Below are 18408 nucleotides of genomic sequence, written 5' to 3'. Positions count from 1 at the left end.
GGGTTCCAAGGGGGCGTCGCCCGCTTTCATCGAACGGGGCGGATCCGGGAGCGTGTTTCGGCGGTCGTCCACGCGCCATGACCGGACCGCCGGCGCTAGCCCGGACCGTCCTCCTGCACGGGCGGCGGCACCGTGGCCGGCAGGCGCAGGGTGAAGACGCTGCCGGTGCCGGGCTCGCTGGTCACGCCGACCGTGCCGCCGTGGGCCGCGACGAGGTGACGGACGATGGGCAGGCCCAGCCCGCTGCCGCCGGTGCGCCGGCTGCGGGACTTCTCCGCGCGCCAGAAGCGCCGGAAGACGTGGGGGAGGTCCTCGGCGGCGATGCCGCAGCCCGTGTCGGCGACCTCGACGACTACGGCGTCGCCGTCGGGCCGCGCAGCCAGCGTGACGGTGCCGCCGGACGGGGTGTGACGGAGCGCGTTGGAGACGACGTTGCCCAGGGCCTGCCGCATCCGGACCGGGTCGGCGTCCAGCCAGGGAGTCCCGGGCGCGACGGCGGTGCTCAGGCCCACCTCCGCCGCCTCGGCGGCCACGCGGTGCGCCGCCGCCACCTGGTCCAGCAGTTCCGCGGTGCCGACCGGCTCGCGGTGCAGCCGCAGCTCCCCGGCGTCCGCGTCCGCGAGGTCCCGCAGGTCGTCGATGACGCGCTGCAGCACCAGGGCCTCGTCGTGCAGCGCGCCCAGCAGCTCGCGGTCCGGCTCGACCACGCCGTCCCGGGTGACCTCCAGCCAGCCCCGGATGTTGGTGAGCGGGCTGCGCAGCTCGTGGGCGATGTCGCTCACCATCGCCTTGCGCTGGGCCTCCAGACGCTCCCGGCGCGCGGTGAGGTCGTTGAACGCCTCGGCCAGCAGGCCGGTCTCGTCGCGGGTGGTGACGGGGACCCGCACATGCCGGTCCAGCGGCTGCCGTACCGCCTCCGTCAGGGCGCGCAGCGGCCGGACGAAATGGGCGGCGGCAGCCGCGGTCACGGCGACGGTCACCGCGAGCACCAGCGCCGCCACCCCGACGACCTTGGCCTTGTTGGCCGGTGACATGTCGAAGCGGACCTCGTCGCTGCCTCCGCCGCCCAGGAACAGCGCGGCCGGAGGGGCGACGTACGGATCGAGCTGGGCGCGCAGCGCGGCGTCCGCGCACCGCCGGTACGTGCGGCCGTCCGCCGGGTCGGCGGGCGGTTTCACGCCGTCCCGGATCAGCCCCTTGGCACCCGAGGTGAGGTCGAGGCCCATGAGGTGGTGGGCGCCCGGGGCCGTCCCGTGACGCCTCAGGCAGGCGTCCGTCCGGGCGAGGAGGTCGTCCTGGGCCACGCGCTCGCTCGCGGTCGGGGTGTTCAGCTTGCCGTCCGCGCACTCCAGCGGCACCTGTCCGCCGTCGACGGTGCCGGACTCGTCGGTCAGCACGGGCCGCCCGCTCGGCGTACGGACGACGGCCGTCCGCGTGCCGTGACGGGCCAGGCACGCCCTTCGGGCCTCGGCGAACCGGTCCAGGCGGGCGCGGTCCGCGGCCGACAGCCGGTACGGGCCGACCACCCGCGGGTCGATCCCGGTGCGCTGCGCCCCCGGCTCGCTGTGGGTGTCGGTGCGCAGCGGGTCGACGGTCGCCGCGGGGGTCGGCGGCCGGGGCGTGCCCGGCCGCGCGGAGTCGGCGACGACGGCCCGGTCCGGGGTGGCGAGCGCTATCCGGCGGCCGGTCTCCTGGGCCAGCGCCCGCACCACGGGGCCGACGCCCGTCCAGTCGGGATGGGTGGCGGCGTACCCGCTGAGCCGGCTCAGGATGTCCGTGTCGACGGCCAGCTCCTGACCCTGTTCCTCCCGCAGCGCGCGCGTGGTGGTCTCGACGACGAGCCAGGCCGTGGCCGCCACGGAGCAGACGGCGATGAGCACCGAGGCGACCAGAAGCCGCACCAGGAGGCGCTTGCGCACCGGCACGCCGCTCATCCGCGCGCCGCGCTCAGCTTGTAGCCGACGCCGAACACGGTGAGAAGCCGCCGGGGGCTGCGCGGGTCGTCCTCGATCTTCCGCCGCAGGTTCATGATGTGCACGTCGACGGCGCGCTCCGTGGACGCCCGGTCGATACCCCGGGTGCACGCGAGAAGCTGCCGCCGGGAGAACACCCGGTCCGGCTCGGCCGCCATCGCCAGCAGGATCGCGAACTCGGCCGGGGTGCAGTCCACCGGCTCCCCGTCGCGGCGGACCTCGTGCCGGGCCGGGTCCACGGAGATCCCGCCGGCGCGCACGACGCGTTCACCCGGCGCGCCGTGCCCGCTGCGCCGCAGCACCGTCCGGATCCGGGCGAGCAGCTCGCGCGGACTGTACGGCTTCGTCATGTAGTCGTCCGCGCCCAGGTCGAGACCGCGCAGCACGTCGTCCTCCGCGGTACGGGCGGTGAGCATCAGCACCGGTGTGCCACCGTCGCCGCGGAGGGTCCGGCACACGTCGAACCCGTCCAGCACGGGCAGCATCAGATCCAGGACGACGAGGTCGGGCCGCAGCCGCCGGGCCGCGTCCAGCGCGGCCGCGCCGTCGTGGACCACGGTCACGGTGTGGCCCTCCGACAGCAGGGAGCGGCGTATGAGCTCGGCCTGCATCGCGTCGTCCTCGGCCACCAGCACATGGGCACGCATGCCGGGCATCCTAGGTCGGCGGCCCGCCGTCACCGGGCGAGGGAGGTGGCGTCGCCCATCACCACGACGGGACGCCGGTCGGGGTCGAGCGCCCGCAGCAGAGCCCGCATGTGCTCGCGTGCGATCGAGACACAGCCCTGGGTGGGGCCGTCGTGGTCGACGTGCAGCCATATCCCGCCCCCGCGTTCCGCGCCGAGCGGGCGGGTCCAGTCCAAGGGGGACGTGCCGGGCCGGCGGTTGTAGTCGATGGCGACGACGTAGTCGAACGACCCCGCGAGGGACTCGCCGCGGAACCCGGTGCCCGACAGAGAGAAACCGTCGGAACGGTCGTACGGCATCCGCGTCCCCGGATCGGGCAGCAGCCCTCCCGCGTCCGACAGGGTGAACACGCCGACGGGTGACCGGAGGTCACCGAGCCGGTGGTCGTCGGTCCACCCCTTCAGGGCGTTGTGAGCGGGCCACCGGGACACGGCCTCCCAGCCGTCCGCGCCGCGCTCGTACAGGACGACGGTGGACTCGGAGGAGTTCCTGCCGCGTCCCGTCACCACGACGGCCTGCCCGGTGTCCTCGGGCACCTGCGCCCGGGTGCGCGGTCCCAGCCCGGGCAGCTCCTTCGGTTCGGGTGCGGCCTCGTGGCCGACGACGACCGGTGCCGAGGCCTGCGGGGCGGCCGCGGCGGGATGCGACTCAGCCGGCGCACCGGCGGCCGCACAGCCGGTGAGCAGCAGGGAGACCGTCACCAGGGGCACTCCCCGGGAAGCGTTTTTGATCATGCGGCCGACTCTGCCGGACAGTTGTGAGGAAACCGTCAGCTTCGCCGGCCCGCTGTCACCGTGCGGCCGTGCGGGTGGGGGTCACAGGGTCCAGCCGAGGAGCGGGGTGTGGTCCGGGTCTTGCGGGCTCGCGGTTTCGACGTCCTGTTCGGCGATGTCCAGCAGGTGGCGGCCGAGATCGCGCAGGGCGCGGCCCGCGGCCAGCTCGTCGCCGATCTCCGGCACGTCCGTGTCCGCCGGGTTGCGGTGGGCCGTGCCGTGACCGGTGAGGACCGTGGTCCCGGTGTCGAGCGTGGCCCGTGCCTTCGTCACGCCCTCCTCCTCGAAGAGGTAGAGGCGGGTCTTCCATTCCAGGGTGCGCGCCATGGCTTGCCTCCTCGGCCGGGGACGGGCCCGGGTGTGCCGGTCGCCTCACCCTCCACCGTCGCACTCCGGCCGCCGAGGGGCAGGGGGCCGAAGGTCCCGGCGGCGGTCCCTCGAACCCCGGGTACCCGGTCTGACGGGGCCACGCGCGGTCACCGGCGTGGGACCGGTTCCCCGGTCTCCCCGAGCGCGGGGGCGGTAGCGGTGGGCAGCCGGGTGTCGTCGACCCGGTAGGACAGCTGGTCGACGACGGCGACGACCCCGTCGATACGGCTCGCCGCGTCCACCGCGAGTTCGACGTCGCTGCGCCGTTCCACCTGGCCGGTGAGCGTCACCACACCGTTCTCGACGCCGACGGCGAGGGCCCGCGGTGTCAGCCACAGGGCCGTCCCGAGGACGTACCGGCGTACGGCGCGGTCGATGGCGCCGTCGGTGCGCAGGACCGCCCGGGAGAGGTCGCGCCGGGTGACGATGCCGACGAGCCGCTCCTCCTCGTCCACCACGGGCAGCCGTTCGACGCCGTGCGTGGTCATCAGGCAGGAGGCCTCCGTGACGGTGGAGCGGGCCCTCACGGTGACGGCGGGTGCCGACATCGCACCGCCCGCCGTACGGGCCCGGCCGCCGGAGAGCGCGCGGAGCGGGCTCCGGCCGGGCCCGCGCGGCCGGACCCGCCAGGGGCCGGTGACGGCCTCGCGGGCCCCGGGCCGCGTGAGGTCGGACGCGCAGATCACGCCGACGACCCTGCCCTCGTCGTCGGTCACCGGAAGGCCGCCGACGCGGTGCTCCGCAAGCCTGCGGACCACGTCCCCGAGCGGGGTGCCGTACGCGGCGGTGACCACCTCCGTGGTCATGACGGCGCCGACCTCGGTGGCCTTCATCGCTGAACCTCCTCACTGCGCGGGCTGTCGCCGGCAGGGACGCGTCCTCGCCGGGAACGGACACCTTCAGCCTCCGCTGGCCGGTCCGGCGGATCCCAGGGCCCCTGGGGGCAGGGACCAGGGCCGTTCGGCCCGGATGTCCGTGAAGCTCCCTACCGGGGCTCGCGGTGGGTGGCCGAAGGAGGCCCCGCCGCGTTCGAGAGTTCGCGCACGGGGGCCTCGGGCACCCGTGACGGCAGCCGCCCGCCCCGCGTGGCTCGGCCCTCGCGGCTCACGTCGAGGGCGTGGCGGCGGAGTGTGGCCGTCCGTCGCGTGACCGCGCGCCGCACCCCGCGCACGCCGGGGCGTGGCGACGGTTCCGCCTGCTTGCGGTGCGGGGCGTGCCTTCGGCGCGGGAGGAACGGCTGAAGGCCGCCTGCCGTGGGGCGGGCGGCCTTCGGTCCACGTGGGAGGGGCGGAGGGTCACGCCAGTGAGAGGAACAGCTTCTCCAGGCGGGCCCGCATCTGCTCGCCGTCCTCGCCGCCCGCGCGGCCGGACTCGATGTCCGCCACGCACTTCTGCAGGCCCGTGGCGATGATCGCGAAACCGGCCCGGTCCAGCGCGCGGGAGGCCGCCGCGAGCTGCGTGACCACGTCCTCGCAGTCGCGCCCCTCCTCGATCATCCGGATCACTCCGGAGATCTGCCCCTGCGCCCGCCGCAGCCTGTTCAGCACGGACTTCAACTCCGCGCCCGCGAGATCCATGTCCACGACCACTCCCTGATGAAATACCCCGTGGGGTACTCTACGTCCGCTTCGGGTACCCCGTCGACCGTCGACCACGAAGGATCACACACCCGCCATGAGCACCCCCGTCTCCCTCCCCACCGACGCAGCCGGCGCCCGGCTGCACGAGTTCACCGTGATCGACGTGCGTACGCCCGCCGAGTACGCGACCGGTCACCTGCCCGGCGCCGTGAACGTCCCCCTCGACCGGGTGCGGCGTGCGCTGCCGGAGATCCGGCAGGCCGCGCGGCGCGGTGACCTCCTCCTCGTGTGCGCCTCCGGGGCGCGTTCGGAGACGGCGTGCGCCCTGCTCGCCGAGGAGGGCCTCGACGCCGCCACGCTCGCCGGCGGCACCGGCGCCTGGGCGTCCGAGGGACGTGACCTGGAGCGCCCCGCGAACGCCGGTACCCGGGCGGTCTGGGGCATGGAGCGGCAGGTGCGCTTCACCGCCGGAACCCTGGTGCTCCTCGGCCTCGTGCTCGGCCTGCTCGTGCACCCCGCCTTCCAGCTGCTCTCGGCGGCCATCGCGGGCGGGCTGGTGTTCTCCGCCCTCACCGACACCTGCGGCATGGCCGTGGTCCTCGGCAAGCTGCCCCACAACCGGCCGCGCGGGGCGAACCTGGACTCCGCGCTGGCCGCCCTGCGCGGCGAGTGAGGCAGGCGCGGGCCGCCGCCGGCGTCCGCGCCTTCGCCGAGCCCGCCGCGTCCCCCAGCGGGGGTCCGGCCGTCCCGCCGGGCCCCCGCGCCGGCGTTCCTCTGGTTGCACCGGGTCGACATGGGTAAATTTGGCGCCGAGTCATGATTTGCCCGCCGGACCGAGGGTGTGCCGCGCATCGCGGGACTTCCGGGCGAGGACCACATGTTCCAGCTGAGCGCGCCGATCGTCGCCACGTTCGTCCTCTACGTGCTCGCCCTGATCGGAACGGGGATCCGGGCCTACGCCCGCACGCACGCCTTCGACGACTTCGCGCTGGGCGGGCGCCGCTTCGGCCCGTACGTCGCCGCCCTGTCCGCCGGAGCCAGCGACATGTCCGGCTGGCTGTTCCTCGCGCTCCCCGGCGCCGTCTACGCCGCCGGGCTCGGCTCCGTCTGGATCGCTTTCGGGCTGGTCGTCGGCACGTACCTGAACTGGCTGTTCGTCGCGCCACGGCTGCGCACCTACACCGAACGGGCCGGGAACGCGGTGACCCTGTCCGGCTACCTGGAGGAGCGGTTCGAGGACCGCACGCGCATGCTCCGCCTGGTCTCGGCCGCGGTCACCCTGGTGTTCTTCACCGTCTACGTCGGCAGCGGCCTGGTGGCCGGCGGGCTGCTGTTCCAGACCGTCTTCGATCTGCGTTTCACGGTCGGCGTCACCCTCACCGGCCTGCTCATCGTCATCTACTCGTGCCTCGGCGGTTTCCTCGCGGTGAGCCTCACGCACGTGCTGCAGGCCTCGCTGATGCTGCTCGGCCTGCTCGTGCTGCCCGCCGTGGCGATCGCCCGTCTCGGCGGCTTCGGCGCGCTCGGGGACGCCCTCGACGGCAGACAGCCCGCCCTGCGCGAATTCGGCTCCCGGGTCGACTTCGGGGGCGGAGTCTGGACGGGCGGGGGTCCGCTCGGGGCCGTGGCGATCGTGTCCCTGCTCGCCTGGGGGCTCGGCTACTTCGGCCAGCCGCACATCCTGGCCCGTTTCATGAGCATCCGCAGCACCCAGGACGTACCGGCCGCCCGGCGCATCGGCACCGCCTGGGTCGTCCTCGTCCTCACCGGCGCCACCCTGGTGGGCCTGGCCGGCATCGGGGAGCTGTCCCCGCTGTCCGCCCCCGACACCGTGTACATCGCCCTCAGCCGGGCGCTGCTCGATCCCTGGATCGCCGGGGTCGTCCTGGCAGCCGTCCTGGCCGCCGTCGTGTCCACCGCCGACAGCCAGCTGATGGTGTCGTCCGTGGCGCTCACCGAGGACTTCTACCGGGCGTTCCTCAACCGGCACGCCTCCGACAGGGCGCTGGTGTGGGTGGGACGCGGCACCGTCGTCCTGGTCATCGTGGTGGCGTACGCCATAGCGCTGCACGGCGACGGACTGCTGAGCATCGTCGCCTACGCCTGGGCCGGGTTCGGCGCCGCCTTCGGCCCCGTGGTGGTGCTGTCGCTCTACTGGCCCCGGATGACCTCGGCCGGGGCCATGGCGGGCATCGTCGCCGGCGCCGGCACGGTCCTGTTGTGGGACCAGGTCAACCCGCTGCTCGGTCCGCTGGAGTCGGGCGTCTACGAGATGGTCCCCGGCGTCCTCGTGGCCACCGTCGCGGCGCTGGTGTTCGGCCGGTACGTCGGCCGGCCGCCCAAGCGCGCCTTCTGGCGGATGCCCGGCGGCGGCACCAGCCAAGTGGTGCTCACCCCCTTCCTCACCCGCGCCCCGGTCGGCCTGGCGATGCTGGACACCGACCTGCGGTACGTGTGGGTGAACGAGCCGCTCGACCGGCTGATCCCCCTGGAGCAGCGCCTGGGGCGGCGGCTGAGCGAACTGCGGCCGACCTCGGAGTTCCGGGGCTTCGAGGAGCAGATGCGCCGGGTGCTGGAGACGGGCGAGCCCGTCATGGACTGGGAGTTCCGCAGTGCCGAGGAGGACCCCGCGGAGGCCCGCGCGGTCTCCGTGTCGTTCTTCGGGGTGACCGACCGCCGTGACCGCCCGGTGGGCGTCCTGTACATGGTCGTCGACGTCACCGAACGGTGGCACGCCCAGAACCGCCTCGCGCTGCTGAACGACGCGGGCGCCCGCATCGGCAGCACCCTCGACGTCCCGCGCACCGCGCAGGAACTGGCCGACGAGGCCGTGCCGTCCCTCGCCGACTTCGTCGCCGTGGACCTGCTGGACTCCGTGATGCGCGGCGAGGAACCGGCGCCCGGACCGGTCGGGCTCGCGCCGGTCATCCGCCGTGCGGGCCAGGCGTCGGCACGCGAGGACGGCTGCGGCGGCAGCCTGGCCCTCGGGGAGGCGGTCCGGCGGGCCCCCTCCTCGCCGGTGACCCGCTGCCTGCTGGAGAGCAGGACCCTGGTCGAACCCGACCTGGACCGCGCCACCAGCCCCTGGGTGACCGAGGACCCGTCGCTCGGCGCGTCGATCCTCATGTACGACTACCGGTCCCTGATGGTGGTGCCGGTCCGGGCCCGGGGCGTCACCCTGGGCGTGGCGACCTTCGCCCGCACCGAGCGGTTCGGCCCCTTCCGCGACGACGACGTGCGGCTCGCCGAGGAGTTCGTCTCCCGCGCCGCCGTGGCCGTCGACAACGCCCGCCGCTACACCCGCGAGCGCACCGCCGCCCGCGCCATGCAGCAGGCCCTGCTGCCCCAGGCGCTCAGCGGGGGGTCCGCGCTGGACGTGGCGTCCTGGTACCAGCCGGCCGACGTCCCGAACGGCGTCGGCGGCGACTGGTTCGACGTCGTCCCCCTCTCCGGCGCCCGGGTCGCCCTCGTCGTCGGCGACGTCGTCGGGCACGGCATGGAGGCCGCCGCGACCATGGGACGCCTGCGGACCGCGGTACGCACCCTCGCCAACCTCGACCTCCCCCCGGACGAGCTCCTCGCCCGCCTCGACGACCTGGTCATCGGGCTGATGGGCGCCCACGACGACCACGAGCCGGCCGCCGCGGGCTCCGCCTTCCTCGGCGCGACCTGCCTGTACGCCGTGTACGACCCGGTCGGCGGGCGGTGCGCGATGGCGCGCGCGGGGCACCTGCCGCCCGTCCTCGTCACCCCGGACGGCACCACCGAGGTGCTGGACCTGCCCGCCGGGCCCCCGCTGGGCCTCGGCTACCTGCCGTTCGAGGCCTGCGAGCGGGATCTCGCCGAGGGCAGCCTGCTGGCGTTCTACACCGACGGCCTGGTGGAGACACCGGACCGGGACATCGACGACGGGATCGCCCGGCTGGGCGACGCCCTCGCCGTACCCCGCTCGTCCCTGCGGGAGATCGGCCGGGGCGTGGTCGAGACCCTGCTCACCGGCCCGCCGCCGGACGACGCGGCGCTGCTCCTGGCCCGCACCCGGTGCCTGCCGGCGGACCGGGTCGCCTCCTGGGACCTGCCGAGCGACCCGGCCGCCGTGGGCACCGCCCGCACCGCCGCCGTCCGGCAGCTGTCCGCGTGGGGGCTGGACGAGCTGACGTTCACCACGGAACTCATCGTCAGCGAACTCGTCACCAACGCCATCCGTCACGCCTCCGGGCCGGTGTCCCTGCGTCTGATCCGGGACCGTGGGCTCATCTGCGAGGTCACCGACGGCAGCGGGACCTCACCGCGCCCCCGGCACGCCCGCACCACCGACGAGGGCGGACGCGGCCTGATGATCGTGGCCCAACTGGCCCACCGCTGGGGCACCCGCCACACCGCCACGGGAAAGGTCATCTGGACGGAACAGTCCTTCGTCACGGAACCGTGAGCGGGAGGCACGCCGGGGAAGGTCGCCGTCGCCGGGGCCCGCGGCGTGAGGGTGCCGCGGGTGCCGGGCGGCTGTCACGGGTTCGGGCAGATGGCCCAGGTGGCCCTGTCGGGTCCGCGGCCCGCGGGGGAAGGTGAGGAGATACGGACCCGCGGGCTTCCCCCGACCATCCCGACGCGGAAGGACACCATGATGTCCGTCGACACGCACCAGGCCTCCGCCCCTCCCCCAGCCTCCGGCCGGGGGGACCCCCATCTCGCTGCGCTCGGCGACGACGAGCTGAGGACGCTGGACGCCCACTGGCGCGCCGCGAACTACCTGGCCGTCGGCCAGATCTACCTCATGGCGAACCCCCTGCTCACCGAGCCGCTGCGCCCGGAGCACGTGAAGCCGCGGCTGCTCGGCCACTGGGGCACCTCGCCCGGCCTCAACCTCGTGTACACCCACCTCAACCGGGTGATCCGGGCCCGTGACCTGGACGCCCTGTGCGTCTGGGGCCCCGGGCACGGCGGGCCCGCGGTGGTCGCCGGGTCCTGGCTGGAGGGGTCGTACACCGAGACGTACCCCGACATCACCCGGGACGCGGGCGGGATGGCACGGCTGTTCAAGCAGTTCTCGTTCCCCGGCGGCGTGCCCAGCCACGTCGCCCCCGAGACCCCGGGCTCCATCCACGAGGGCGGCGAGCTGGGCTACTCCCTGTCCCACGCCTACGGCGCCGCCCTGGACCACCCGGACCTGGTGGTGGCCTGCGTGGTCGGCGACGGCGAGGCGGAGACCGGCCCGCTGGCGACCTCCTGGCACTCCAACAAGTTCCTCGACCCCGTCCACGACGGCGCCGTCCTGCCGATCCTCCACCTCAACGGGTACAAGATCGCCAACCCGGCCGTGCTCGCCCGGCTCCCCGAGGACGAGCTGGACGCGCTGCTGCGGGGCTACGGCCACGACCCGCTGTACGTCACCGGCGACGACCCGGCCGCCGTCCACCAGGCCATGGCGCACGCCATGGACACCGCCCTCGACCGCATCGCCGGGTTCCGACGCGCCGCACGCGAGGACGGCGCCACCGAGCGCCCCCGCTGGCCGATGATCGTCCTGCGCACCCCCAAGGGCTGGACGGGGCCGGCCGAGGTCGACGGACTGCCGGTGGAGAACACCTGGCGCGCCCACCAGGTCCCGCTGCCCGCCGTCCGGGACAACCCCGAGCACCTGCGGCAGCTGGAGGCGTGGCTGCGGTCCTACCGGCCCCAGGAACTGTTCGACGAGGACGGCCGCCCCCGCGCGGACGTCCTGGCCTGCGTCCCCGACGGCTCCCGCCGCCTCGGCTCCACCCCCTACGCCAACGGCGGGCTGATGCTGCGCGAGCTGCCCCTGCCGCCGCTGGAGCGGCACGCCGTCGCGGTGAACAAGCCGGGCGCGACCATGCACGAACCGACCCGCGTCCTCGGCGACCTCCTCGAGGACGTCATGCGGGACACCGCGGACCGCCGCGACTTCCGGCTCGTGGGCCCCGACGAGACCGCCTCCAACCGCCTCCAGGCCGTGTACGACGCCAGCGGCAAGGCGTGGCAGGCCCGCACGCTCGACGTGGACGAGCACCTCGACCGGCACGGCCGGGTGATGGAGATCCTCTCCGAGCACACCTGCCAGGGCTGGCTGGAGGGCTACCTCCTCACCGGCCGGCACGGCCTGTTCTCCTGCTACGAGGCGTTCGTGCACATCGTCGACTCGATGGTCAACCAGCACGTCAAATGGCTGCGCGTCACCCGCCGCCTGCCCTGGCGCGCCCCCATCGCCTCCCTCAACTACCTGCTGACCTCGCACGTGTGGCGCCAGGACCACAACGGCTTCTCCCACCAGGACCCCGGTTTCGTCGACCACATCCTCAACAAGAGTCCGGAGGCGGTACGGGTCTACCTGCCGCCGGACGCCAACACGCTGCTGTCGGTCGCCGACCACGTGCTGCGCAGCCGCGACTACGTCAACGTCGTCGTGGCGGGCAAACAGCCCTGCTTCGACTGGCTGACCATGGAGCAGGCGAAGGCGCACTGCGCGCGCGGCGCCGGCATCTGGGACTGGGCCGGCACCGAGACCGGCGACCGTGAACCCGACGTGGTGCTGGCCTGCGCGGGCGACGTGCCCACCCAGGAGGTCATGGCGGCGGCGCAGCTGCTGCGGCGGCACCTGCCGGAGCTGGCGGTGCGGGTCGTCAACGTCGTCGACATCGCCCGGCTGCTGCCGCGCGGGGAGCACCCGCACGGCATGTCCGACTTCGAGTACGACGGCCTGTTCACCGCCGACAAGCCGGTGATCTTCGCGTACCACGGCTACCCGTGGCTGATCCACCGGCTCGCCTACAGCCGCACCGGGCACCACCACCTGCACGTGCGCGGCTACAAGGAGATCGGCACCACGACCACGCCGTTCGACATGGTGGTGCGCAACGACCTCGACCGCTACCGCCTGGTCATGGACGTCATCGACCGCGTCCCCGGCCTGGCCGTGCGGGCCGCCGCGGTACGGCAGCGGATGGAGGACGTCCGGCTGCGCCACCACGAGTGGATCCGCGAGCACGGCACCGACCTGCCGGAGGTCGCCGACTGGACCTGGGACGGCTGACCCCGGTTCCGACGGGCGGCGGTCCGGGCTCCCCGAGAACGGGACATCCGTCACTCACGCGCGCGGGATACTTTGCGGGTCCTTTACAGTTGACGTGGAAGCAGGACATCCTGCTTCCACACATGTCTTCGTACCTGTTCGAAAAGGAGCGACGGTCCCCCGATGGGTGATCCTCCCAGTAGTAGCCGTGCCACCACCCGCAGTCCGCGTCACGCGGCCGGTCAGGGAGCGGGGGTGGCACGGTGACCGAGGTCCTGCTGCTCCTGCTCGCCCTGCTGCTGACGCTGGCCTGCGCGGTGTTCGTCGCGGCCGAGTTCTCCCTCACCACCGTCGAGCGCGCCGAACTCGAGCGCGCCGCGGACGCGGGTGAGCGCGGCGCGGCCGGTGCGCTGGCCGCCGTACGCCGTCTGACAGTGCAGCTGTCCGGCGCCCAGCTCGGCATCACCGTCACCTCGCTGGTGATCGGCATGCTCGCCGAGCCGTCCCTCGCCGCTCTGCTGCGCGGCCCGTTGCGCGCCGCCGGCCTGGGCGGCGCCGCCCCGACCGTGGCGACTCTGCTCGGCGTGGCGCTGTCCACGGTGGTGCTGATGGTGATCGGCGAGCTGGTCCCGAAGAACTGGGCCATCTCGCGTCCCGCGGCGGTCGCCAAGGTCGTCGCCGGACCGCAGCGCGCCTTCACGGCCGCCTTCGGCCCGTTCATCGGCCACCTCAACGGCACCGCGAACCGCTTCGTGCGCCGCTTCGGCCTGGAGCCCGCCGAGGAACTGGCTTCCGCCCGCACCGCCGAGGAGCTGGGCGCGCTGGCCCGGCACTCCGCCGCCGAGGGCGCCCTGGAGGCGGACTCCGCCGAGCTGTTCGTGCGCACCCTGCACCTGAGCGAGCTGACTGCTGAGAACGTGATGACCCCGCGGGTCGACGTCCGCGCCCTGGAGGTGCACGCCACCGCCGCCGACGCCGCCGCGCTCAGCCACGCCACCGGCCTGTCCCGCTTCCCGGTGTACCGCGACAGCCTCGACGAGGTCGTCGGCACCGTCCACATCCGGGACGTGCTGGCCCTCGAACCGGAGCGGCGCGCCACCACGCCCGTCACCGAACTGACCACACCGCCGCTGCTGGTCCCCGACAGCCTCCCCGCCGACCGCCTGCTGGAGCGCATGCGGGCGCACCGCGCCATGGCCGTCGTCATCGACGAGTACGGCGGCACGGCCGGCGTCGCCACCGTGGAGGACATCGTCGAGGAGGTCGTCGGCGAGGTCCGCGACGAGCACGACCCCGTCGAGGTGCCCGAGCTGGCCCCCGCGCCGGCGACGGCCGACGGCCGCGCCGTCTGGGAGGCCGACGGCAGCCTCCGGCTGGACCGGCTCACCGCCCTGGGCGTCACCGCCCCGGACGGGCCGTACGAGACGGTCGCCGGACTCATCGCCACCCGCCTGGCCCGCATCCCGGCCAAGGGCGACTCCGTCGACGTCGACGGCTGGCGGCTCGACGTGCTCGCGGTCGAGCACCACCGCGCCGACCGCATACGCGTCACCGCACCGGCCCCCGTACGGGCCGAGGTCATGGAGGAAGCCCGATGACCGTCCTGCAACTCGCCATCGGTCTCCTCACCCTGCTGACCAACGCGTTCTTCGTGGGCGCCGAGTTCGCCCTGATCTCGGTACGCCGCAGCCAGGTCGAGCCGCGCGCCCTGGCGGGCGAGAAGCGCGCGAAGATGACGCTGTGGGCGCTGGAGCACCTGTCCGCGATGATGGCCACCGCCCAACTGGGCATCACGGTGTCCTCACTGGTGCTCGGCGCGGTCGCCGAACCGGCCATCGCGCACCTGCTGGAGCCGCCCTTCGAGGCGGTGAACGTCCCGGACGCGCTGGTGCACCCGATCGCGTTCGTCATCGCCCTGAGCCTCGCCACGTATCTGCACATGCTGATCGGCGAGATGGTGCCGAAGAACATCGCGCTCGCCGCGCCGGTGCCCAGCGCGCTGCTGCTGGGTCCGCCGCTGGTGTGGCTGACCCGGGCGCTGCGGCCGTTCGTGTTCGGCATCAACGCCTTCGCCAACGTCCTGCTGCGGCTGCTGCGGGTCGACCCCAAGGACGAGGTGGAGTCGGTGTTCACCGACGACCAGCTCGCCCGGATGGTCGTCGACTCCAGCGAGGCCGGACTGCTCACCCCGGCCGACGGGGAGCGGCTGCGGGACGCGCTGGAGCTGGGCACCCGCCCGGTCGGCGAGATCCTCGTCCCGGCCCGGCGGATGCACACCGTCGACCACACGGTCACCCCGGCACGGCTGGAGCGCGTGGCCGCCGAGGCGGGCCTGTCCCGGTTCCCGGTCACCGGCCCCGGCGACGCGCTCCTGGGCTACCTGCACATCAAGGACACCCTCGGCGTCACCGAGCGGGACCGGCCCTTCCCGCGCACCACGCTGCACAAGGTCACCCGGGTCCGCATCGACACCCCGCTCGACGACACGCTCACCGCGCTGCGCGCGGAGGGCAGCCACCTCGCGGCGGCGGTCGGTGAGAACGGCAAGGTCATCGGCTTCGTGACGATGGAGGACGTCCTCACGGAACTCGTGGGCCCCGCGGCCCCCGCGCCCGCCTGACCCCGCCGCTCACCACGGCACCCGCGGCCCCGGCCGGACACCCCGTCCGCCCGGGGCCGCGGTCGTACGGTCCCGGGCGCGGCGCGGGGCCGCCGTCACGCGCTCAGGCGACGGCGCGCGGGGCCGCCGTCACGCGCTCAGGTGGCGGTGGTGCTCGTTGTGCCAGGCGATCGCGCGCCGGATGTCCGGCTCGTCGAGGCCGGTGCGGCAGGCGAGGTCGGTCATGGCGACCGGCGGGCCGGAGCCCAGCACGCGGCCGATCTTGCCCGCCCAGAGCTCCTCCTGCACGAAGGGCCGGCGCCGGTAGACGGCGCGGACCTCCTCCAGGTGCGCCTCGCAGCAGGCGGTGACGCGGCGCAGACCGTCGTGGAGGGGATCGGCGGGATGCACGGCCGAGGAGTCCGCCACGTACCCGCGCACCGCCTCGCCGGGCGGAAAGGTTCTCGCGCAGAGGTCGCACAACTCCGGAGCGAGGGCTGCGGATCGGCGATCGTGCTTCCTGCGCTTCCACATGGGAACTCCCGGTGGCCGGCTGCGGTCAGCGTACTGCCGGAAGCCTGCCCCCGCCCGCCGGCGGACAGACCACCGCCCCGCACCGGCCTACGGCACGCCCAGCTCGAACAGGACGTATCCCGCGTACGATCCCGACGCCACCGCCGCCGTGCCCAGCACCGTGACCAGCGCGGACCGGCTCAGCCGGCGCATGGCCAGGGCGAGCGGCACGAACAGGGGGAACAGCGGGAGCAGGTAGCGCGAGACGTTGCCGAAGTACTGCTGGGTGCCCATGACCGTCAGGTACGACAGCACCGTGTACACGACCAGCACGACGGGCGGACGCAGCCGCACCAGCAGCACGGTCAGCACCGGCACCAGCAGCACCACCCCCACGCCGATCGTGTCCTCCATCGGCATGGCGAACAGGTAGTCGAAGTGCCCGACCGGCAGCGAGGTCAGCACGTCGAGACTGTGCCGCCCGTAGTCGAAGGTGTGACCCCAGGCGCCCTCCTGGAGCTTGGTGTAGCCGCCCCAGTCGCCCATCCGGTACCCGACCCAGCCCAGGTAGCCGGCCATCCCGAGCGGCGCGATCGCCACCGCGGCCAGTGGGCGCCGCCAGTCCTCCGCACGGCGCAGCACCGCGCACAGCCCCGCGACGGCGAGGGCCGCGACCAGGGCGGCGGCGGTGGGCCGGGTGAGCCCGGCGGCGAAGGTCAGCACCCCGGCGAGCGCCCAGCGGCGGGTCGTCACGGCCCAGCAGGCCCAGGCGGCCAGCGCGGTGTACAGCGACTCGGAGTAGACCGCCCACTCCGTGCCGGAGCCGGGCCACACCGCCCACAGCCCGACCGCGGCCAGCCCGGCCCGGTGGCCGCCCAGCCGCGCGGTGACGGCGTGGATGCCGAGCGCGGCGGCGAACGAGCACAGCACGGACACGGCCATCCCGGCGCCGTACGGGCCGAGCCCGGTGATCTCCGAGACCAGCCGTATCAGGGCCGGGTACAGCGGGAAGAACGCCGCCGAGTTGCCCTCCAGGGTGATCAGACCGGTGGCGCCGGGGACGGGCTCCAGGGCGGGGTCGTAGCCGAAGAGGGCGATCTGCTGGTACCACCAGCCGTCCCAGCTGCCCAGCACGTCCCACGGGTGCGCGCCCCCGCCGAAACGCGGATGCTTCTCCCGGAAGTCGCCGGCCGAGTCCAGGAGCAGCATGAACACGGCGAAGCCGACCAGCTTGAGCACGCCGTACGTGGCGAGCACCGGGCCGTGACGCGCGGCGAGGCTCCGCAGCCGTTCGCGCGGCCCGGGTGCGGCCGGGGGAGGGGCGTCGGGTGCGTCGGCCGGGGCGGCCGGGCCGGTCAGGGGCGTCGTGCCGGTCATGAGGCGGAGGTTCCTGTCGTACGGCGGGAGCGGCGGCCGGGGAACACCCAGGCCCGCAGGACGTGGAAGCGCAGCAGGGCCGCGGCGAGGTTCGCGGTGACCAGCACCGGCACCTCGGTGCGCGGTCCGGCGCCGGGGACGGTCAGGTGGAGGACGGCCAGCGCGCCGCCGGTGAGGGCGAGACCGGCGAGGAAGGCCACGAGCCCCCCGAGGTGGTGGGCCGGGAGTCCCTCGCGGCCCCGCACCCCGAAGGTGAACCGCCGGTTCGCGGCGGTGTTGACGACGGCGCAGAGCAGCAGCGCGAGCGCGTTCCCCGCCTGGGCGCCGGCGGCCGGCCGCAGCAGGACGTACAGCAGCAGGTGCAGCAGGGTGGTGACGGCGCCGACGGCGGCGAAGCGGAGGCTCTGGGCGATCCGGCCGGGCGGCGGACCCGCGGCGCCGTCGGACGTCCCGGCGCGCCCCAGCGCGGCCAGCGGCAGCCGGCCACGGGCCAGCGCCCGCCCCAGCCGGGCCATGCCGCGCAGGTCGGCGAGCGCGGTGGGGAGGAGGTCGACCCGGCTGTCGGGGTCGTCCACCCAGTCCACCGGCACCTCGTGGATCCGCAGGCCGGCTCGCTCGGCGATCACCAGCAGTTCCGTGTCGAAGAACCACGCACGGTCCTCGACCAGCGGCAGCAGCCGCTCCGCCACGTCCCGCCGTACGGCCTTGAAGCCGCACTGCGCGTCGGAGAACCCCACGGAGAGGGTGCCGCGCAGCAGCCCGTTGTAGCAGCGGGAGATGATCTCCCGCTTCGGTCCGCGCACCACCCGGGAGCCGCGGGCCAGACGGGTGCCGATGGCGAGGTCGGAGTGGCCGGAGATCAGCGGGGCCACCAGCGGCAGCAGGGCCGCCAGGTCGGTGGAGAGGTCCACGTCCAGATAGGCCAGCACGGGTGCGGGGGAGCGGGACCAGGCGGTGTGCAGGGCGCGTCCGCGTCCCTTCTCCTCCAGCCGTACCCACCGGGTGCCGGTGAGTTCCGCGGCCAGGCGTGCGGCGATCCCGGGTGTCCGGTCCGTACTGGCGTTGTCGGCGACCGTGATCCGGAACGGGTAGGGGAAGGTCTCGGCGAGGTGCGCGTGCAGCCGCCGGACGCACGGCTCCAGGTCCCGCTCCTCGTTGTGCACGGGCACGACCACCTCGAGCACGGGTTCGGCATGGTCCGCGGGGAGCGCCGCCGGGCAGGGCAGTACCGGCCGGGCTGCGGAGGCGTCGGTCGGGGGTCGGTGGGGCGGTGCGGGCCGTCCGGCGGTTCTCATGGCGGGTCACGGTCACTTTCCGGCGTGGGCCTGCGGGAGGGTGGGTGTGGTGGGACTGAGATGTAATGCGCATGCCAAGTAGGCCCGTGGGGTGGTCCGGGGAACCGCCCGGTCGGGTGTCCCGGGCGAGGGCGGGCGTGCCGGGCCCTACGGTCCGGCGGCCGAAGCAGTCGAAGCAGTCGAAGCAGTCGATACGGGCGAGGTGGTCGATACGGG

14 protein-coding genes are annotated in these 18408 nt (G+C 74.3%); 5 read left to right on the top strand and 9 right to left on the bottom strand.

Annotated features, from left to right (window positions below; all coding sequences use genetic code 11):
• Nucleotides 1-95 precede the first annotated feature (95 nt).
• The 6 genes from ACIF8S_RS15140 to ACIF8S_RS15115 all read right to left on the bottom strand — a co-directional run bounded on the left by ACIF8S_RS15140 (nucleotide 96) and on the right by ACIF8S_RS15115 (nucleotide 5384).
• The gene (locus ACIF8S_RS15140) at nucleotides 96-1934 is read right to left on the bottom strand and encodes a sensor histidine kinase (protein WP_399999585.1); all 1839 of its coding nucleotides are present in this window, start codon (nucleotides 1932-1934) and stop codon (nucleotides 96-98) included.
• Complete coding sequence (locus tag ACIF8S_RS15135) at nucleotides 1931-2620, bottom strand: response regulator (RefSeq protein ID WP_399999584.1); 690 nt, start codon at nucleotides 2618-2620, stop codon at nucleotides 1931-1933. Before ACIF8S_RS15135 ends, ACIF8S_RS15140 begins: the two co-directional genes overlap by 4 nt.
• Before the next feature lie 29 nt (nucleotides 2621-2649).
• Nucleotides 2650-3393 (bottom strand): L,D-transpeptidase family protein, encoded by a 744-nt coding sequence (locus ACIF8S_RS15130; protein ID WP_399999583.1) that lies wholly within the window; start codon nucleotides 3391-3393, stop codon nucleotides 2650-2652.
• Nucleotides 3394-3474: 81 nt separating this feature from the next.
• On the bottom strand, nucleotides 3475-3759 hold the full coding sequence (locus ACIF8S_RS15125; RefSeq protein WP_399999582.1) for a DUF1876 domain-containing protein: 285 nt from the start codon (nucleotides 3757-3759) through the stop codon (nucleotides 3475-3477).
• A gap of 149 nt (nucleotides 3760-3908) precedes the next feature.
• A complete protein-coding gene (locus tag ACIF8S_RS15120) occupies nucleotides 3909-4634 on the bottom strand; it encodes a CBS domain-containing protein (protein ID WP_399999581.1) in 726 nt (241 codons plus the stop codon).
• A gap of 462 nt (nucleotides 4635-5096) precedes the next feature.
• Nucleotides 5097-5384: a metal-sensitive transcriptional regulator gene (locus ACIF8S_RS15115; RefSeq protein ID WP_399999580.1), complete on the bottom strand. Its 288-nt coding sequence runs from the start codon at nucleotides 5382-5384 to the stop codon at nucleotides 5097-5099.
• Nucleotides 5385-5475: 91 nt separating this feature from the next.
• Between ACIF8S_RS15115 and ACIF8S_RS15110 the strand changes: the two genes are divergently transcribed.
• The 5 genes from ACIF8S_RS15110 to ACIF8S_RS15090 all read left to right on the top strand — a co-directional run bounded on the left by ACIF8S_RS15110 (nucleotide 5476) and on the right by ACIF8S_RS15090 (nucleotide 15028).
• Nucleotides 5476-6054 carry a rhodanese-like domain-containing protein gene (locus ACIF8S_RS15110; protein WP_399999579.1) on the top strand — a complete coding sequence of 193 codons (579 nt, stop codon included), beginning with the start codon at nucleotides 5476-5478 and terminating at the stop codon, nucleotides 6052-6054.
• A 204-nt stretch (nucleotides 6055-6258) separates the two neighbouring features.
• The gene (putP, locus tag ACIF8S_RS15105; protein WP_399999578.1) at nucleotides 6259-9813 is read left to right on the top strand and encodes a sodium/proline symporter PutP; all 3555 of its coding nucleotides are present in this window, start codon (nucleotides 6259-6261) and stop codon (nucleotides 9811-9813) included.
• A 192-nt stretch (nucleotides 9814-10005) separates the two neighbouring features.
• Entirely contained in the window at nucleotides 10006-12429 is a 2424-nt protein-coding gene (locus ACIF8S_RS15100) for a phosphoketolase (protein WP_399999577.1), read from the top strand.
• Between the two features lie 242 nt (nucleotides 12430-12671).
• Complete coding sequence (locus tag ACIF8S_RS15095) at nucleotides 12672-14006, top strand: hemolysin family protein (protein WP_349799250.1); 1335 nt, start codon at nucleotides 12672-12674, stop codon at nucleotides 14004-14006.
• The gene (locus ACIF8S_RS15090) at nucleotides 14003-15028 is read left to right on the top strand and encodes a hemolysin family protein (protein ID WP_399999576.1); all 1026 of its coding nucleotides are present in this window, start codon (nucleotides 14003-14005) and stop codon (nucleotides 15026-15028) included. The genes ACIF8S_RS15095 and ACIF8S_RS15090 overlap by 4 nt, the downstream gene beginning before the upstream one ends.
• A gap of 129 nt (nucleotides 15029-15157) precedes the next feature.
• On the opposite strand, the gene ACIF8S_RS15085 is transcribed toward ACIF8S_RS15090, so the two are convergent.
• The 3 genes from ACIF8S_RS15085 to ACIF8S_RS15075 form a co-directional block, all read right to left on the bottom strand.
• The gene (locus tag ACIF8S_RS15085; protein ID WP_399999575.1) at nucleotides 15158-15436 is read right to left on the bottom strand and encodes a hypothetical protein; all 279 of its coding nucleotides are present in this window, start codon (nucleotides 15434-15436) and stop codon (nucleotides 15158-15160) included.
• Nucleotides 15437-15628: 192 nt separating this feature from the next.
• Nucleotides 15629-16897, bottom strand: coding sequence for a hypothetical protein (locus ACIF8S_RS15080; protein WP_399999574.1), 1269 nt, complete (start codon nucleotides 16895-16897; stop codon nucleotides 15629-15631).
• Nucleotides 16894-18192, bottom strand: a complete 1299-nt coding sequence (locus ACIF8S_RS15075) for a glycosyltransferase (RefSeq protein WP_399999573.1) — start codon at nucleotides 18190-18192, stop codon at nucleotides 16894-16896. The genes ACIF8S_RS15080 and ACIF8S_RS15075 overlap by 4 nt, the downstream gene beginning before the upstream one ends.
• Between the last annotated feature and the right edge of the window lie 216 nt (nucleotides 18193-18408).

Source organism: Streptomyces sp. NPDC085937 (assembly GCF_044540535.1).
Lineage (GTDB): Bacteria > Actinomycetota > Actinomycetes > Streptomycetales > Streptomycetaceae > Streptomyces.
The sequence above is the reverse complement of the archived record's forward strand: the minus strand, read 5'-3'. Positions and strand labels throughout refer to the sequence as shown.

Excerpts from the sequence above, each read along its gene's own strand:
- ACIF8S_RS15125 (WP_399999582.1), bottom strand. The coding sequence starts at position 3,759 with ATGGCGCGCACCCTGGAATGGAAGACCCGCCTCTACCTCTTCGAGGAG.
- ACIF8S_RS15130 (WP_399999583.1), bottom strand. The coding sequence starts at position 3,393 with ATGATCAAAAACGCTTCCCGGGGAGTGCCCCTGGTGACGGTCTCCCTG.
- ACIF8S_RS15080 (WP_399999574.1), bottom strand. The coding sequence starts at position 16,897 with ATGACCGGCACGACGCCCCTGACCGGCCCGGCCGCCCCGGCCGACGCA.
- ACIF8S_RS15075 (WP_399999573.1), bottom strand. The coding sequence starts at position 18,192 with ATGAGAACCGCCGGACGGCCCGCACCGCCCCACCGACCCCCGACCGAC.
- ACIF8S_RS15110 (WP_399999579.1), top strand. The coding sequence starts at position 5,476 with ATGAGCACCCCCGTCTCCCTCCCCACCGACGCAGCCGGCGCCCGGCTG.
- ACIF8S_RS15120 (WP_399999581.1), bottom strand. The coding sequence starts at position 4,634 with ATGAAGGCCACCGAGGTCGGCGCCGTCATGACCACGGAGGTGGTCACC.
- ACIF8S_RS15100 (WP_399999577.1), top strand. The coding sequence starts at position 10,006 with ATGTCCGTCGACACGCACCAGGCCTCCGCCCCTCCCCCAGCCTCCGGC.
- ACIF8S_RS15090 (WP_399999576.1), top strand. The coding sequence starts at position 14,003 with ATGACCGTCCTGCAACTCGCCATCGGTCTCCTCACCCTGCTGACCAAC.
- ACIF8S_RS15135 (WP_399999584.1), bottom strand. The coding sequence starts at position 2,620 with ATGCGTGCCCATGTGCTGGTGGCCGAGGACGACGCGATGCAGGCCGAG.
- ACIF8S_RS15140 (WP_399999585.1), bottom strand. The coding sequence starts at position 1,934 with ATGAGCGGCGTGCCGGTGCGCAAGCGCCTCCTGGTGCGGCTTCTGGTC.
- putP (WP_399999578.1), top strand. The coding sequence starts at position 6,259 with ATGTTCCAGCTGAGCGCGCCGATCGTCGCCACGTTCGTCCTCTACGTG.